Origin of the sequence: Bombella sp. ESL0378 (assembly GCF_009725845.1) — a bacterium.
Classification (GTDB): domain Bacteria; phylum Pseudomonadota; class Alphaproteobacteria; order Acetobacterales; family Acetobacteraceae; genus Bombella; species Bombella pollinis.
Genome location: NZ_WNIF01000002.1, coordinates 122,909 through 139,024 on the forward strand (window position 1 = coordinate 122,909; position 16,116 = coordinate 139,024).

Genomic DNA, 16,116 nt, shown 5'->3' on the forward strand with positions numbered 1-16,116 from the left:
TATGATTAAGGCGTAATAGGTTGGGGTGTGGGGACATAACCATAGCCCTGCACATAGGTCGTTGTCTGGGCTACATAGCCCTGCCCCGGTTGGTAATGCGTATAGCCGGGGACGGGATAAGGATAGCCGGGGGGACCTGCGGGGGGTGCAGGTGGTTGCACAATAACAACATTGGTGCTGGGCGGCGGCGGAGGGCTGTAGCTAGGGCTAGGGACAGCATATGGGATGGCATAGCCACCATCATAATAACCACCACTATAACCGTACCCAAAAGGCCCGCCAGAAAAAACGCGATTAACGACACCATAGCCGAGGCCTGAGCCAACGCCATAACCAAAGCCGCGGGCGAAGCTATGGCCAAAGCTGTGATGATGGCCGTAATAATAACCATGATGGTAATAGCCGCGATGCGCTTCTGCCGCATGGGGGCTTAACACCCCAAAGGCGAGAGCACAGATAAGCCCAGCGATGGTAAACCGCATTTTCTCCCCCTGTGTGGGACTAACCTCAACGCATCAGATAGTAACGCTGGAATAGGGTATAAGGGTAGTGAAAAAAACGTCACGAAATAGTCATGTAGAATAGGCCGTGCCTTACTCGGCAATCGCGGCAAAATGGGCTTGCAGGACATTTTGAATATCGTGCGGGGTCATACAGGCTAAAAACCCCCGCGCCCCAGCATTAATCCAAATTGTTTTATGCTTTTGTGCGCTGCGGTCTATGATAGTGGGAAATGATTCACGGGAGCCAAAAGGCGTTGTCCCACCAGAGACAAAACCGGTGCGCTCGTGCGCTTCCTCCGCTTGCATCATTTTAGCATTTTTGCCGCCTAAGGCTGCGGCTAAGGCCTTAAAATTGACGCGTTTGGCTACGGGGATGACAGCAAAAGCCGCCTGTTTGCGGTCTATTTTAACAGCAAGTGTTTTAAACACAGCCGATGGTTTGGCCCCAATGGCGTGGGCTGCTTGCTCGCCAATATGGCCTTTTTGCGGGGCATAATCATAATGGCGCGTCTCGTAAGAAACCCCCGCTTGGTCGAGGAACAGCGTAGCGGCGGTCTCGTCATGCTGGGAGGTGTCTATGTGCATCATGCAACCCTTTCAATCGCGTGGAACGCTACAACGATATGATGATCGCCCATTATCAAGCGTGTTTTAGCCGGCGGGACAAGCGAGGCCTATGCAGCCCTGCCTTGTTGGGGCGCAGGGCAAGGCGTATCATAAAGGCTGGATAAGGCGTTATTACGCAGGAGGAGTCGATGTCCCAACCGCTCGTTGTGTTTGCTGAGTTTGAAGCAACAGAGGCTAGTTTGGCGAAGTTCCTTGAGGTGTGTCAGTATGATGCGCTGCGCTCCAAAACGGATGAGCCGGGCTGTTTGGAGTTCCTCATCCAACGCAGTGTTGAGGAGCCTTATCTTGTCGCTCTTTATGAGGTGTATAAGGATGAGAAGGCCTTCCAAGCGCATGAGGCGGCCCCTCATTTTGCGGTATTTCGTAATGCGTTGAAGGAGCTTGCCATTACAACAAGGCAGATTCGTTTCTTCCATCGGCAATGATGGATGATTTATTCCCAGAGACACGCACCCGGCAGGTTTTAGCCCCCGGGGCTGTGGTGTTGGGTGGTTTTGCTAAAGCAGATGCTCCCGCTTTGTTGCAGGCGATTGAGGATGTTCTAAAACAAGCCCCTTTGCGGCAGTATAAAACAGCCCGAGGAGGCCAGCTTGCTGCGGCCATGACGGCATGTGGTCGTTATGGTTGGGTGAGTGATGGCCGAGGGTATCGTTATGATGAGCTAGACCCTTTGACCGGGCGTGCTTGGCCGACTATGCCGCTTATCTTCCAATCACTTGCGGTGCGAGCGGCGCAAGAGGCAGGCTATAAGCAGTTTATGCCGCAATCTGGGTTGATTAACCGCTATGCCCCCGGTGCAGGCATGGGGCTGCATCAGGATTGTGATGAACAGGTCGTTGAAGCCCCGATTATTTCGGTCTCTCTTGGGTTATCAGCGATATTCCAATGGGGTGGGGCGACGCGCAACGCCCCATGTCGTAAAGTGCCCCTCCATCATGGGGATGTAGTGGTGTGGGGCGGGCCAAGCCGGCATAACTTCCACGGGATTATGCCCATTAAGCCCGGCCCTGCTGTTGTGGGGCTAGGCTGGCGATATAATCTCACCTTCCGCACTGTACGGTAAGGGGAGGGCTTATTTCGTTACTGCCGAGACGGCATCAAGATTGATGATGCTTGGTGCAGGCTCAAAACGGTGGGGTGAATGTGCGGCTTTATCTGTATCATTTTCCTCCGCCGTGACGGGGGGACGATGAGTGAAGCTGAGTTTGAGCATCACACGCGTATTATTGAGGTAAATCGCCCCCAATTTTTCATCCTGCGCGGGGCTGATGCCATGGGCAAATTGGTCCTCACGCCATGGGGTGATGGTGCGGGAGGTCCAAGCATCTTCATCAGAGATAGAATCAGGCTGTTCATTTTGCTCATCAGAAAGATAAGGGGTGAGCTGCCCATCAGTAAAGCAAGCATTATCCATATAATTTGTGACGACATCACGATAATGGCGCACTTTTGGGGGGCGGGGCATGTAAAAGCCGTTCCAATGGGAATGGTAGGAGCAGCTCTGGGCGCGCCATAACCCATCTTGGCCTTTGTCCATCACACATTGTACCCGCATATGGAGGGCATCATCACTATGTTTAGAGGCGAAGATAATCGGTGTGCTGGCCATCTTTTGGCACGGTAATTTGGGCTCCAAAAGGGCTGGAGCCGGTGGGCGTTGGGAGGCTGGCAAAGGGTCGCCCGGCTCAGCATAGAGAGGGGAGAGGCTAGCAGCCCCACAAATCAGAGCAGGGAGGAGAAGGCGTTTCATAAAGCCGACCGTAACGCAAAAAAGAGACGATGTAGATTCACAATACTGTATGCGTCACGGTAAGGGAATGGCCTCCCTTAACAAGCAGGGACATTCACTGCTAGGCCGCCTAAGGCGGTCTCTTTATAACGATGATTCATATCCCGTCCTGTCTCCGCCATGGTTTTGATGACATGATCAAGGGAGACATAATGCGCGTTTGCATCATCACTCATCGCCAAAGAGGACGCGTTAATGGCTTTCACACCCCCAAAGGCATTGCGCTCAATACAGGGGATTTGCACAAGCCCTGCCACAGGGTCGCATGTCATGCCGAGGTGATGCTCCATAGCGATTTCAGCAGCATGTTCACATTGCTCTGGTGAGCCACCAAGGGCTGCGGTTAGGCCCGCAGCAGCCATAGAGGAGGCAACGCCAACTTCACCTTGGCAGCCAACCTCCGCCCCGGAGATAGAAGCGTTGAGTTTAAACAGCCCCCCAATCGCTGCTGCTGTGAGGAGGAAGGTGCGTAACCCAGCCTTGCTATATTCGGGGCAGAAGTCGCGATAATAGCGCATTACAGCGGGGATAACGCCAGCGGCCCCGTTGGTAGGGGCGGTGACAACACGCCCGCCAGCGGCATTTTCCTCATTCACCGCAATGGCAAAGAGGCTGATCCAGTTCATCACATTATGGGGGGAGGGGGCGGCGTTTGTTTTGGCTTGTAAGCGGGCATATAATTTTGCTGCACGTCTTTGTACTTTTAGTGGGCCGGGGAGTGTATCGGTATGATGTAACCCAGCCTCAATACAGGCGAACATAACATCAGCAATGCGGTCCATCCCTCGCTCAACATCCCATAGGGGGCGGATGGCGGTTTCGTTTTTTAAAACGATGCTGGCAATATCGGTATGATGTTTCTTCGTATGGGCTAGCAAAGCCGCCCCACTGCGGAAAGGGTAAGGCACATCCGGTAGAGAATAAGACATAGTGCGCGCTTGTTCTTCTGGCGTAATGAATCCACCTCCGACAGAGCAAAAGCGTTGACGTGTGATGAGGCTGCCATCTCGGCTGAAAGCTTCAAACTGCATAGTATTGGGATGGATGGGCGGGATGGTGCTGGTATCAAGGCAAATATCTTTTTGATAATCGAAGGAGAAGCTCGTGCCATTGAGGTTCAGCAGATGTGTGCTTTCAATATGCTGGACGAGCTTTTGGGCTGTATCGGGGTTAACATGCTCTGGCGTTTCGCCCGCTAAGCCAAGCAGAATCGCTTTGATGGTGCCGTGCCCTTCCGCAGTGAGGGCGAGCGAGCCATAAAGGGTGACGACAATACGGGCGGGGTCTTTCTCTAAGGGGCCATCAGGGAGGTCTGCCAGCACATCGGTAAAGCGTTGTGCTGCACGCATAGGGCCGACTGTATGGGAGGAGGACGGGCCAATCCCTATTTTGAATAGGTCAAAGAGGCTGAGCATGAAAACGGGCCCTTGGTCCTGTGAATCCTTCTTCCTTTATGGGGTAAAAACCGTTCTGTTATAAGCCTTAAAAAATAAATTATTCTGATAATGCAACAAATAAGAAACTTTGCTATAAGGGACACTCCCCACTATGCCCCCTCTTTTTAAGAGGGGGAAGTTGGTTGTGCCCAGAGTGTCTCCAAAGCAAGGCGGCATTGTGTGATGAGGGCGGATAGGTCCCCTTGATACAAGCTATCGCTGACATCGGAGGAGAAAATCTCCACCGCGCAGGCCCCGCGGAAGCCCGCATCCCATGTAGCATGGAGCATCTCATGGAGGGGGATGCACCCTGCTCCCGGTATGAGCCTATCTGCAGCGGAGCGTGGTGTGCGCCAGTCGCTAATCTGCACAACATTAATCAGCGTTCCCGCCCGGCGGATGGCGGCGCATACATCAGGTTGTTGCCAGATGTTCCAATAATCAAGGCATAGCCCTAGGGCAGGATGATTGACGGCTTTGATGATGTCTAAGGCTTGGTCAATCGTCCAAATAGCGGTCTCATAATTGATGGATGTGGGGTTGAGCGGCTCTAAGGAGAGCGTAACGCCGAGTTCTTGCGCTAGGGGGCAGAGGCGATGGAGGGAGTCTATCGTATGGTGGATGCAACCATATACATCGCCGTTATCAGGTGCCCCTGTATTGACGACAAACGGTACATTTTGGGCGTAAGGCGCAAAGCGATGCAGGCTTTCTTCTAAGCGGGCGAAGCGGCGTTCAGCCTCTTGGGGATAGGGCACCATCTTACTGGCCCCAAATGTGCGGACTAATGGTTGGAAGGAGCTAAGCTTCAGCCCGCTTTCCTTCAGCAATGCCATTTGCTCATCCAACCGATGGGGGTCGAGTTTGTTCTCACATAGTTCGATCGTCTCAACCCCTAGGGCTGCATAATGCTGAATATCTTCCTCAAAAGACCACGGTTGGGTGGTAAACTCGTTCATGCCAAAGGCGAAGGGAAAGTGGCTCATGCGGCGGCTTCCTCTTCCATAAAGGTGAGAACAGTATGGTTGAACTTCTCTGTCTCATCAAGGAACACCATATGGGAACTTTCCTCAAACTCTACGGCTTGGCAATGCGGCATATGCTCTGCCACCCACCGAGGCCCAGCAGCGGGGAGGACTTTATCCTTCCCAGCAATCATCATGAGGGAGGGCAGTGAGAGATGGGGGAGGACATCTCGCCAATCTTGCGTTGTATGGTCAGCCATCATGAGGGAAGCGGCATAGCTAGGGCATGCGGCCATCTCGTTAAGCAGCATGGTTTTTTCATCCTCAGGCAGGGAGGTGCTGAGGCAATCAGCGAGATTTTGTTGATCAAACGCGCTGCGGTTAAAGGTAAGCTGTTGTTGGAGGAAGGTTAACCCGGCCTCATCGTAGCATGTAGCGTGGCCTAGCTTCCAGTCAGGCGAGAAGAATTGCTTTGGTGTCTGCTGGACGAAAATGGCACTGCGGAGGCGTTTTGTGCCAAAAAGCTCCATATAAGACCAGATGATGGGTGAGCCGATGGACCAGCCAAGAACCGTAACATCATGAAGGTCCAAAGCCTCCAACACATCGCGGAGGTCCGCTGCGAGGCGGGCGATACGATAGCCATGATGCGGTTTGTCAGAGTGCCCATGCCCGCGTAAATCCAGCGTAATGACACGGTATTTTTGTGCAAAAGCGGCGACATTACGGTGGAAGAACCGCCCGGAAAATGTCCAACCATGAATCATGACAAGGGGCCGCCCTTGGCCATGCTCCTCATAATAGAGTTTGACATGGTCGCTCGTGGTAATATGGGGCATCGAAGAATCTCCCTAATACGGCCTTCACTAGGCGTCTTTCATGTAAGATGGTGTGGAGCCTCGTTTTCCTGCAAGGGGGGTGATGATGTTGTAATGTTTTTACCTTACAAAGCGGGTGCGGCAGGGAGCCAGATACGGCATATCGTGCCTTCATGAGGGGGGCTGAGAAAGCGTAGATGGCCTTTATGGCGTTCTACAATCTGTTGGACGATGGCTAATCCCAACCCTGTGCCTTCTTCCACTTCCGCGGGATTGGTCTGCTTATTATCGGTAACGCGGTAAAAACGCTCGGTAAGGCGGGGGAGATGATGAGGCGCAATGCCGGGGCCATTATCACTTACAGATAATAAAATGCCCGTACCTTCCCTACGCGCACAGAGGCGGACCTGCAAAGCGTGGTCTGGTGTCGTACCATAGCGGATGGCATTTTCGATGAGATTGAGAAAGAGCTGGATCATCTCATCCTCATCAGCGAGGAGGGTAAGATGATCCTCCTCTTGCTCTACAGTGAGGTTACGCGTGTTATCGGTAAAACGAGGTAGGACTTCCCCCACGATAAGGGCGAATAACTCCCCAACATCAAGGCGTGTATGAGGGCGGTTATGGCTGCGGAGTTGGAGATGAGAGAGGTATAAAAGTCGCTCCACTAGCCGTTGCATACGCGTGGCTTGTTGGCTCATTATCTGTAGATAAAGCGTGCGGGGGGCTTGGTCTGTTGTGCCCTCATTGTCTTTTAGGAGGTCGATAAACCCACTAAGTGAGGCCAGCGGGGTGCGTAGCTCATGGCTTGCATGGGCAATAAAATCGGCCCGCATACGGTCCATTGCTTGCTCTGTGCTATGGTCGGTAAGGAGGGTGAGGACCACCTTATCCCGCCCTTGTGGCCTACTTAACTGGCGCATCGCTAAGCGGATCGTGTGCTTGATGGGGACATCCAGATGAACGATGGCGGTATGGATGGCATGCGGGCCGGTAGAAGGTGAGGTCGCTAAGGCTTCGTGCAATATAGTGCGGCTATTAGGGTGACGAAGGATGGCGCGTAAGCTCTCTTTATAATGCTCTTGCGCGGCTTGATTACAGGCGAGAATCTGCCCCATCGGGTCAAGGATTAAAGCCATACCGGGGATGAGTTCCACTAACTCATCTAATGCCATCTGATGAAGGGGGGCTTTAGCGGATGAGTATGGAGCTGTGTGTGCACTGCGAGGTGGGTTGTCCTGATAATAACGGGCTAGCACCCATCCTATATAAAGGCAGCAGAAGCATAAAACGGCACCACCGCCCAGCCATAGGATATGCCCTATCATTTAAGGCGCAGTGGGGGCAGAAGGGGAGGCATCATGCTCTATGCGGCTATCATCTAGCGCGTATCCCGCCGAGCGTACGGTCCTGATAAGGTCTGCCTCCCCCGGCTCATTTAGGGCCTTCCGTAAGCGGCGGATATGGACATCCACCGTCCGGAGTTCCACATGAACATTGGCTCCCCAAATGCGCTCTAATAAGAGTTCGCGGGAAAAGACTTTACGGGGTTGGCGGATAAGTATGTCTAAGAGGCGATATTCCGTTGGCCCTAAGGTGATGACGCGGCCAGCGCGTGTGACGTGGTGATTTTCTGGCTCTAAGAGTAAGGGGCCGAAACGAATTTGGTCTTGGCTAGGGCGAGCGCGGCGTAATAAGGCGCGGAGGCGGGCGTCTAACTTATCAGCACTGCATGGCTTAGTGAGGTAAGCATCCGCCCCGTGATCAAGCCCATTAATAAGATCTTGCTCCTCCGTTCGTGCAGTGAGGAATAAGATAGGCAGGTCCTTTAAACCCGGCTTCTGCCTTATGATGCGGCATAATTCTAGGCCGGAGAGGCCGGGCATCATCCAGTCCAGAAGGGCGACATCCGGTCTTGTCCCCTCAAGAAAGGTAAGAGCGTGTTCCGCATCTGCAACAGCATGCACCTGATAACCACGTTGCTGCAAGCTATGTTCAAGCAATAGGCGCAGGGCGGCATCATCCTCTACAACGAGGACAAAGCCTTTAGTGGTATTTGTAGCCGGTGGAGCCGGCATCATGGGGTGCTGGCCTCTTGCTCTGTGGCGATGCTCTGTGCTGCATGGCCGTGCGGTCGGGCTGTGGGCGGCGGTAACGTACCTGTTGCGATGAAGATGATGCGCTCGGCTATATCAGTTATGTGGTCTCCTATTCGCTCTAGGTTCCTAATGATGAATAAGAGGGAGATATAAAAGCGTAGCGCACGGGGCTGTTGGGTCATGCGCTCCAGATAATTATGGGTCATGGTAGCGCAATATTCATCCACGCGATGATCAGCCTGCCAAACAGAATGAGCCGCCGTTGCATCTTGATGCTCTAAAGCGTCCATCACACGGCGGAGATGCTCGAGGACCATGCGACCAATTTCACTCAAAGCGAGCCGGTCATGAGGGGGGATGGGCTGCTCCATCTGCTCTAGCCGCCGTGCGATGGAGCGCGCATAATCGCCAATGCGCTCTAATGTGCCAGCCATGGGGATGTTAGCGACAATCTCACGCAAATCTGCGGCCATAGGGCCATGGAGAGCGAGGAGGCGGATGGCTTGTGTTTCTACCTCATGCTCTAAGGCATCAATGGCTTTATCATGATGAATGACTTGGGAGATGGCTTGTGCATCGGTCTCGGTAAAAGCGGTGAGGATAAGCGATAATTGATGTTCCACAAGGCCGCCCATCTCCTCCATAAATGAGCGTAGGCGGCGGAGGTCCTCCCCATAACGTTGTACAATATGTTGGCCTTGTTGCGGCATAGCCTCTCCCTTTTGCCGCGATATTAGCCTAATTCTGTAAGAGCGGGAACAGGCCGCAAGAGGTGGAGAAACTGGCAAAAAACCGCTGTTTTTCCGCCGTTTTTAAGGTAATATTCTTATATTTAACGTAGTTGTCATAAATATTTCATCTCCGCAGGGTGGCGCACCTTGTTAAGGGTAGATGCATTTAAGAGTGAAGGAGCTGTTGATGGTGATGAGGACACGCCGTTCTTTTTTACGAGAATGCTGTGCCTTGTCATCTCTAGCTTATAGGGCATATGGGCAAGACTGTATGGCAGCAGATAGGATGCGTTTAGGTAATGCTCGCGATGTCTATCCTCTATGGCCAGAGGGTAGCATGGCAAGCCCTGCTTATACATCACGCCGTGGTCGTATAGTGCGTGTAAGTGCGCCGGGTTTGCATATTATACGGCCTGAGCATCCCAATGGGGCGGCTGTTATTATTGCCGCAGGTGGAGGGTATCGGCATATCGCGGTGGCGCAAGAGGCCCTTCCTGCGGCGCACTGGCTCGCCTCTTTAGGGATTACCGCCGCGATTTTGCTATATCGTTTGCCTGATGAGGGGGGAATGATGGAGGCTCCATTAGCTGATGCGCGGCGGGCTCTCTCCCTGTTACAATCGGGCCTGTATAATGAGCGTATTGATGCACAGCGTGTTGCTCTTATGGGCTTTTCAGCGGGGGGGCATTTGGCGGGCTTAACTGCCTTGGAGGCTCATACTATGCCCCCTGCTTTATTAATGCTGCTGTACCCTGTGACGATGGTTGGCCCCCCTTTTGAGCGAACGCGTACAAGCCGTGCCTGCCTTGGTGACCATTCTGCGACAAGAGAGCAGATAATGAGATGGTCTTTGCCGCCTCATGTTGGTGTTCATGCCCCTCCATTATTTTTGGCTTATGCGGCGGATGATTCCATTGTTTCACCCCCGCAAGATGAGTATCTGGTGCAGTCTTATCAGAGGCATCATCGGCCTTATGAGGTTCATCAATTTGCTACGGGCGGGCATGGCTTCGGCCTAGGCCGTGCAACAGGCCCCACACAAAAATGGCCTCATCTCGCAGAGCGTTGGATGAGACAGCAAGGGTTTTTATAGAATAGACGACCTCTCTTTATGGCTGCGGTGAGGGCGATGAGGGAGGCTGGAAGGACTGATTATTAAGGCTGTGTTGTAGCCATGTCTCCTCCGCTTTACTTAAGGGGCTATTACGGCGGATAGCGAGTGAGATAGTGATGCGGAGGGTAGGGTCTTGTAAGGGGCAGCAATAAAGCCCGTCATGTTGGATAGGATTATGAAAAGCTGCGGGAAGGATAGTGATGCCAACACCCGCCTGCACCATGGTTAGTAAGAGCGATGTATCGCTTGTCCGCCCCGTAACCTGCGGTGTGACCCCGTGAGAGGCAAAGGCTTCTGAGATAAATTGGTTAATTTTGAAATCCTCATTCATGAGGACAAATTTTTCCTCCAAAATATCGGTGAAGGAACATATAGGCCGGCCTGCAAGCGGGTGTGTGTCCGCCATGAGCAAGCATAGCTCCTCCTCTGCAAAAGCGATGGTGTGTAATTGCTTATTATGGATAGGCTCTATGAGTGCAGCGATATTGGTATGATGACCTAGAAGCTGTGTTACGATCCTGTCGGAAGGGTATTCCTCAATCGTGAGCACGACCTCTGGGTATAAGCTGCAAAATTGCCGGATGATAGGGCGGAAATAGATAGCCCCAAGGATAGGCGGGAGGGCTAAATGGACAGTCCCTTTTAAGGGGCCGGATTCATCAGCCATAGCCCGTTGAAGATTCTGTTCTGCCTCTAAGAGACGTTCTGCATGGAGGAAAAAGGTCTTGCCTTTGTCGGTAAGGGTGATGGCTTTATGTGTCCGGTCAAAAAGGCGCACATCTAATTTATTCTCTAAAGAGCGGATGCCCATGCTGAGGGAGGGCTGGCTGATATGCAGCATATCACTTGCGTGGCTGAAATTGCCTTGCGTGGCCACGGCCATGAAATAATGAAGCTCACGGAGGGTGATTTGGGGATAGGGCATAGGGAAAAGCCTATAGTTTATATATAAATATAATATTATCATATTGCAGAACGGTTCGATAGGCTTTCTTTGTATGCACGAAGGGACGTGCATAAGAGGAAAGGACCATAAAATGACAAAAGTGATTGATTATCTTTTGGGGCAGCTTTCTCAGCTAGGCATCGAGCATGTCTTTGGGGTGCCGGGCGATTATGCCTTCCCGATTAATGATGCCATTACCGCGCGGAAAGATATGCGCTGGGTTGGATGCTCTAACGAGTTGAATGCCGCTTATGCTGCTGATGGTTATGCGCGTGTGCGGGGGATTGCCGCCCTTAACACAACGTACGGTGTTGGGGAGTTAAGTGCCATTAACGGCGTTGCCGGGGCATATGCGGAGCATCTACCGGTTATCCATCTGGTTGGGCTTCCCAAACGCGCTGTGATAGATGAAAAACGGCTCGTGCATCATACGTTAGGCAATGGTCAGTTCATGGCATTTCATGATGCAGCGGCTCATATTGTGTGCGCTCAGACGATTTTAGATGGCCAGAATTGCGTGCAGGAGGTGGAGCGCGTCCTTGCTGCATTGCATAGAGAGCGGCGGCCTATTTATATCGGTATTCCCTCCGATGCAGCTCATGATGAAGTGGTCATAGTGGAGGGGCATAAACCCCCTCGCGCCCAGCCGAACAAGGCACAAGCCGAGCATGTGGCCAAGCGTATTATTGCTCAGCTTGAGCAGAGCAAAACGCCATGTGTCTTACCGGGTATTCTTACCGCTCGTTTTGGCGGCCAAGAGGCCATGCAACAGTTTTTAAAACGCTCGGGCCTGCCTTATGCTACGATGTATATGGATAAAGGCGTGGTGGATGAGCAGGATGCCGGTTTTATAGGGATGTATAGCGGGCATCTCGTCCAGGAGGCTGTTGCTCATTTTGTGGAGCAAGCGGATCTTGTCCTCACATTGGGTGCCGAGATGACGGATTTTAACACCGGGACATTCACGCAGAACTTGAATCCGGAGCGTGTTATTAGTGTCATGCCGCATGAGGTGCGCTTTGGTGATGGTGCGGTTTATGCAGTCGCCTTGGTAGAGGTTATGGAAGCTCTTGCCGCGTTAGCGGGGACCCTGCCTGCCTATACGGGGCCGGGTTATTTGGGGACGGAACTTGCCCCCCAGCAGGCTGATGAAGGCGATGATGGGGCTATTCGGACTCACACGCTATATTCCGCTGTGAAGGATCATCTCCGGGCGGGGGATATTGTGGTGAGTGAAACCGGGACCATAGCCATGGGTATGGGGTTTATCCGCTTACCAGAGGGTGTACGCTATGAGGAGCAAAGTTTATGGGGGGCCATTGGTTGGGCCACACCCGCTGCTTTTGGTATGGCTATGGCAGCCCCGCATAAACGGGTTATCTTGTTGACAGGGGAGGGGTCTCATCAGCTTACAGTACAAGCTGTTGGTGAGTTTGCCCGCTTTGGCTGCCACCCCCTCATTTTGGTGCTTAATAATGATGGCTATCTGATTGAGCGTCTGCTCTGTGATGATGGGGAGCGTTATTATAACGATGTTGCCAGCTGGGATTATACCGCTCTAGCCCGTGCCTTTGGTGGGAAAGATTGGCATTGCGAACGTGTCAGCACGCCCAAGGCTTTGCGACAGGCTCTTGCAGCAGTAACACCGGGGCAAGGGGCCTACCTAGAGGTTATAGCCCCCCGTTATGATGCCCCTATGATGGCAGAAGCTATGGGGAAGAAGCAGTAAGGCAGTAAAGTCCTTCTAAGCTGGCCAAGCTGGGCCTCTCCTTATGAAAGGGAGAGGCCCTTTTTATAGGGCTTGTGACATATACTAAGCGGGTATAAACGCTATCACCAGCGAATGCCATTATTATGAGATGATTTAGTTTTTAAGGAAGATGATAAAGCGACTGGCGTCCCGTACGGGATTCGAACCCGTGTTGCCGCCGTGAGAGGGCGGTGTCCTAGGCCTCTAGACGAACGGGACTAAAGGCGTGGGTTCTCTCTAAAGGGGATAGGGCAGGAGCGCAAGAGGGGGAGGAGATTTTTTTACAAAACCATTGCAGATAATAAGCAAAAAGCCCCCATGAGGGAGCTTCTCGCAACAGTTTATATGTAAAAGTTAGTTTTTAGGGGGGCAGAGGATGGGGCCAAGTTTTTGCCCGCCAAGCAAATGAACATGAAAATGCGGTACTTCCTGCCCACTATCAGGGCCAGAATTGCTGATGAGGCGGAAGCCGCTGGGGATGAGGGATTGCTCGGCTGTGATTTTATCTACCAACTTCCAGAAATCGAGAATCTCCTCATCACTCGCGCGGGAAGTGAAGTCGTGCAGGTCGGTATAGGCCCCACGGGGGACAACAAGGATGTGGATCGGCGTTGCGGGAGAGATGTCATAAAAAGCAAAGGAATGTTTGCTATCGCAGACGCGCTCGGCTGGGATTTCCCCACGCAAGATTTTGGCGAAGACGTTGTTATTATCGTAAGCAGGGTTGGGTATCGGCATAAGATGGATCCTTCTTTTCCTCCTCATATGATTGGGGAGGAGGGAGGGGGTAAGTCAAGGGGGGAAGGGGGGCAACCCACCCATGCCTTGCTTTTTAGAAGGTCTCTTTCGGGCGGGAGGCTTTTTCCGCAATCCCACTTGTCCCTTCGCGGCGTTCTAGCTCGGCCCAAACATCGGCAGGGGCAACGCCAGCATCAACCCACATTACAATGAGGTGGTAGAGCACATCCGCACTCTCACTAATGAGGCTCTCACGCGTACCGCCAATGGCTTCGATGACACATTCAACGGCTTCTTCCCCAAATTTTTGGGCAATTTTGCTCCGTCCACGGGCCATGAGACGGGCCGAATGGCTTACAGAGGGGGAGGCATCCTTCCGGTCCATAACGGTATGGTAGAGCCGCTCTAATATATCATTGCGGGTGAGTGCGGCTTGTTTCTTCTCTTTAGACATGATGATTCTCCCAAGCCGTTAGCGGCCAAGTCGTACTGGCAGATGCGCCTTGTGTAAGGCTTGCTTGACCTCGTTAATTTTAAATTGACCGAAGTGGAACACACTCGCGGCGAGAAGTCCACTCGCACCAGCCTGCGCCCCTTCGACAAAATGAGTAAGTTCCCCTACCCCGCCAGAGGCAATAACGGGGATGGAGACACGCTGGCACACAGCGCGGAGGAGGTCTAAATCAAAGCCAGAGCGTGTGCCGTCACGATCCATACTGGTAAGGAGGATTTCCCCCGCCCCACGCTCTGCCATTTGTTCAGCCCAAGTGAGGGCATCTAACCCTGTAGGCTCGCGCCCACCTTTGGCATAAACCTCCCAACCACCCCGGCTATTGCTACGGGCATCGATAGCGACAACAACGCATTGGCTGCCAAAGCGTTCGGCTGCTTCATTGATGAAATGGGGCGTACGAATCGCAGCGGAATTAATAGCGCATTTATCAGCCCCGCTGAGGAGGAGCTTCCGCATATCCCCACAGCTTCGCACCCCGCCCCCAACTGTAAGGGGAAGCTGGACTTCGGCGGCTGTGCGCTCGACAACATCAAAGATGGTTTCACGGTTATCAGAGCTTGCCGTGATGTCTAAAAAGGTTAGCTCATCTGCCCCAGCAGCATCATAAAGGCGTGCTTGCTCGACAGGGTCGCCAGCATCACGGAGGGAGACAAAATTAACCCCTTTGACAACACGGCCATCACAAACATCAAGGCAGGGGATGACGCGTAGCTTTAGCATGTCCCCTCCAACACCTGTAGGGCCTCTGGGAGGGAGATGCGTCCATCATAAAGGGCGCGTCCAACAATCACCCCCGTAATGCCCGGTGTTTCTTCAGCAGCACGGCGTAAGGCGTGGAGATGCTCTAACGTGCCAACCCCGCCACTGGCGATGATAGGGATGGAAACATGTCGCGCTAAGGCCGCTGTTTGCTCAATATCAAGCCCTTCTAACATGCCATCACGAGTAATCTCGGTGAAGATGATAGCCGCAACCCCGGCATCCTCCATATGGCGGGCGAGGTCTGTCGTGGTGAGTTCGGAGACTTCTGCCCAGCCTTCTGTAGCAACACGGCCTTGGCGGGCATCAATCCCCGCGACAATACGGCCGGGCCATGCGCGGGCTGCTTGGCGGACGAGGTCCGGGTCTTTAACGGCAACCGAGCCAAGAATAACCCGGCTCACACCGGCCTCTAACCAGCGTTCGATTGTTTTCATATCGCGCAATCCTCCACCAAGCTGTACGGGGAGGGAGGTATTGGCGATAATGCCTTCAACGGCATCTATATTGGCGGAGCGACCAGCAAAAGCACCATCTAAATCCACAATATGGAGGTGGCGGCAGCCAGCGGCCTCAAAAAGTTTGGCTTGTGCTGGCGGGTCATCTGAATAATGGGTGGCATCATTCATCTCACCTTGGCGTAGGCGTACACACGCCCCGCCTTTGAGGTCAATCGCAGGATAGAGGGTTAGCCCTGTAGAGGTAGGTGTAGGGGCCTGTGGCGTGTGATGAGGCATAGTTGTGGCTCCTCCTGCTACTTGCCATTGGATTGTGCCGCCTTCTGGGACCAGAAGTTTGGAGAAGAATAATCCGCGCACTGTCCGGTCTCCGATTCGTGCAAAATAGGGGTGCGTGCCCCAATGGGTGAAGCCCAATGATGTAAGTAGGGCAATAGCATCGGGTAGAGTTTCCCGCACGCGACAATCCAGCACATGCGCCCCACCAGCGCGTGCGCAGGCGATGACCTTATGCAGGAGTAGCGTTCCTAGCCCTTTATTGCGCTCATAGGGAACGATGAAAAAGGCGGTGATGGTTGCACTAGCTCCGTAAAGCTCGGAGCGTGCTGTAGCATGGGCTAAAATGGCGGCCCCGCAAATGCTGTTATCTGGGGCACGGACGATGAACAGGTCTCGCTCTGGGACGAGGAGCAACCCTTGGAAGAAACGGCGTAACACCCCTGCCTCTGGCGGGGTATGCCAATTAAAAACACCTTCATTGAGAATAGCGGCTGTTGTGCTTTCTATGAGGCTTTCTAGGTCGTCTTCCTCAATCGTATCATGCAGACGTTCCGCCTTATATTGGGCGGGTGGGTCAAATAAGGGCATAG

General features: G+C 53.1%; 18 protein-coding genes and 1 tRNA gene. 4 read left to right on the forward strand and 15 right to left on the reverse strand.

Annotation, left to right across the window (positions count from 1 at the left end):
• Nucleotides 1-5: 5 nt before the first annotated feature.
• Together GM556_RS00845 and ybaK are read right to left on the reverse strand one after the other, a co-directional pair.
• The gene (locus tag GM556_RS00845) at nucleotides 6-482 is read right to left on the reverse strand and encodes a hypothetical protein (RefSeq protein ID WP_155572683.1); all 477 of its coding nucleotides are present in this window, start codon (nucleotides 480-482) and stop codon (nucleotides 6-8) included.
• A gap of 111 nt (nucleotides 483-593) precedes the next feature.
• A complete protein-coding gene (gene ybaK, locus GM556_RS00850; RefSeq protein WP_155572684.1) occupies nucleotides 594-1,091 on the reverse strand; it encodes a Cys-tRNA(Pro) deacylase in 498 nt (165 codons plus the stop codon).
• A gap of 167 nt (nucleotides 1,092-1,258) precedes the next feature.
• Between ybaK and GM556_RS00855 the strand changes: the two genes are divergently transcribed.
• Together GM556_RS00855 and alkB are read left to right on the forward strand one after the other, a co-directional pair.
• Nucleotides 1,259-1,555, forward strand: a complete 297-nt coding sequence (locus GM556_RS00855; RefSeq protein WP_155572685.1) for a putative quinol monooxygenase — start codon at nucleotides 1,259-1,261, stop codon at nucleotides 1,553-1,555.
• The gene (gene alkB / locus GM556_RS00860) at nucleotides 1,552-2,193 is read left to right on the forward strand and encodes a DNA oxidative demethylase AlkB (protein WP_196424748.1); all 642 of its coding nucleotides are present in this window, start codon (nucleotides 1,552-1,554) and stop codon (nucleotides 2,191-2,193) included. The genes GM556_RS00855 and alkB overlap by 4 nt, the downstream gene beginning before the upstream one ends.
• A gap of 9 nt (nucleotides 2,194-2,202) precedes the next feature.
• On the opposite strand, the gene GM556_RS00865 is transcribed toward alkB, so the two are convergent.
• From GM556_RS00865 to phoU, 7 genes are all read right to left on the reverse strand, one after another.
• Entirely contained in the window at nucleotides 2,203-2,880 is a 678-nt protein-coding gene (locus tag GM556_RS00865; RefSeq protein WP_155578974.1) for a hypothetical protein, read from the reverse strand.
• Between the two features lie 77 nt (nucleotides 2,881-2,957).
• On the reverse strand, nucleotides 2,958-4,334 hold the full coding sequence (locus GM556_RS00870; protein ID WP_155578975.1) for an L-serine ammonia-lyase: 1,377 nt from the start codon (nucleotides 4,332-4,334) through the stop codon (nucleotides 2,958-2,960).
• A 146-nt stretch (nucleotides 4,335-4,480) separates the two neighbouring features.
• The gene (locus tag GM556_RS00875; protein WP_155572689.1) at nucleotides 4,481-5,341 is read right to left on the reverse strand and encodes a sugar phosphate isomerase/epimerase; all 861 of its coding nucleotides are present in this window, start codon (nucleotides 5,339-5,341) and stop codon (nucleotides 4,481-4,483) included.
• On the reverse strand, nucleotides 5,338-6,159 hold the full coding sequence (locus GM556_RS00880) for an alpha/beta fold hydrolase (RefSeq protein WP_155578976.1): 822 nt from the start codon (nucleotides 6,157-6,159) through the stop codon (nucleotides 5,338-5,340). Before GM556_RS00880 ends, GM556_RS00875 begins: the two co-directional genes overlap by 4 nt.
• 104 nt (nucleotides 6,160-6,263) lie before the next feature.
• Nucleotides 6,264-7,313, reverse strand: coding sequence for a cell wall metabolism sensor histidine kinase WalK (locus GM556_RS00885; protein WP_196424568.1), 1,050 nt, complete (start codon nucleotides 7,311-7,313; stop codon nucleotides 6,264-6,266).
• Nucleotides 7,314-7,466: 153 nt separating this feature from the next.
• Nucleotides 7,467-8,216 (reverse strand): response regulator, encoded by a 750-nt coding sequence (locus tag GM556_RS00890; RefSeq protein WP_155579019.1) that lies wholly within the window; start codon nucleotides 8,214-8,216, stop codon nucleotides 7,467-7,469.
• Nucleotides 8,216-8,947 carry a phosphate signaling complex protein PhoU gene (gene phoU / locus GM556_RS00895; RefSeq protein ID WP_155578977.1) on the reverse strand — a complete coding sequence of 244 codons (732 nt, stop codon included), beginning with the start codon at nucleotides 8,945-8,947 and terminating at the stop codon, nucleotides 8,216-8,218. Before phoU ends, GM556_RS00890 begins: the two co-directional genes overlap by 1 nt.
• Nucleotides 8,948-9,239: 292 nt before the next feature.
• Here phoU and GM556_RS00900 point away from each other — a divergent pair, with 292 nt between their 5' ends.
• The gene (locus GM556_RS00900; protein ID WP_196424749.1) at nucleotides 9,240-10,061 is read left to right on the forward strand and encodes an alpha/beta hydrolase; all 822 of its coding nucleotides are present in this window, start codon (nucleotides 9,240-9,242) and stop codon (nucleotides 10,059-10,061) included.
• Between the two features lie 16 nt (nucleotides 10,062-10,077).
• On the opposite strand, the gene GM556_RS00905 is transcribed toward GM556_RS00900, so the two are convergent.
• Nucleotides 10,078-11,007 carry a LysR family transcriptional regulator gene (locus GM556_RS00905; protein ID WP_196424750.1) on the reverse strand — a complete coding sequence of 310 codons (930 nt, stop codon included), beginning with the start codon at nucleotides 11,005-11,007 and terminating at the stop codon, nucleotides 10,078-10,080.
• A 112-nt stretch (nucleotides 11,008-11,119) separates the two neighbouring features.
• Between GM556_RS00905 and GM556_RS00910 the strand changes: the two genes are divergently transcribed.
• Entirely contained in the window at nucleotides 11,120-12,757 is a 1,638-nt protein-coding gene (locus GM556_RS00910) for an alpha-keto acid decarboxylase family protein (RefSeq protein WP_155578980.1), read from the forward strand.
• 164 nt (nucleotides 12,758-12,921) lie between these two features.
• Here GM556_RS00910 and GM556_RS00915 read toward each other — a convergent pair.
• The 5 genes from GM556_RS00915 to hisA all read right to left on the reverse strand — a co-directional run bounded on the left by GM556_RS00915 (nucleotide 12,922) and on the right by hisA (nucleotide 16,114).
• Nucleotides 12,922-12,997 (reverse strand) — tRNA-Glu (locus GM556_RS00915).
• A gap of 135 nt (nucleotides 12,998-13,132) precedes the next feature.
• Nucleotides 13,133-13,516 (reverse strand): HIT domain-containing protein, encoded by a 384-nt coding sequence (locus GM556_RS00920; RefSeq protein WP_155572698.1) that lies wholly within the window; start codon nucleotides 13,514-13,516, stop codon nucleotides 13,133-13,135.
• A 94-nt stretch (nucleotides 13,517-13,610) separates the two neighbouring features.
• Nucleotides 13,611-13,970, reverse strand: a complete 360-nt coding sequence (locus GM556_RS00925; protein WP_155572699.1) for a phosphoribosyl-ATP diphosphatase — start codon at nucleotides 13,968-13,970, stop codon at nucleotides 13,611-13,613.
• An 18-nt stretch (nucleotides 13,971-13,988) separates the two neighbouring features.
• Nucleotides 13,989-14,750, reverse strand: a complete 762-nt coding sequence (gene hisF / locus GM556_RS00930; protein ID WP_155578981.1) for an imidazole glycerol phosphate synthase subunit HisF — start codon at nucleotides 14,748-14,750, stop codon at nucleotides 13,989-13,991.
• Nucleotides 14,744-16,114, reverse strand: coding sequence for a 1-(5-phosphoribosyl)-5-[(5-phosphoribosylamino)methylideneamino]imidazole-4-carboxamide isomerase (gene hisA, locus GM556_RS00935; RefSeq protein WP_155578982.1), 1,371 nt, complete (start codon nucleotides 16,112-16,114; stop codon nucleotides 14,744-14,746). The genes hisF and hisA overlap by 7 nt, the downstream gene beginning before the upstream one ends.
• Between the last annotated feature and the right edge of the window lie 2 nt (nucleotides 16,115-16,116).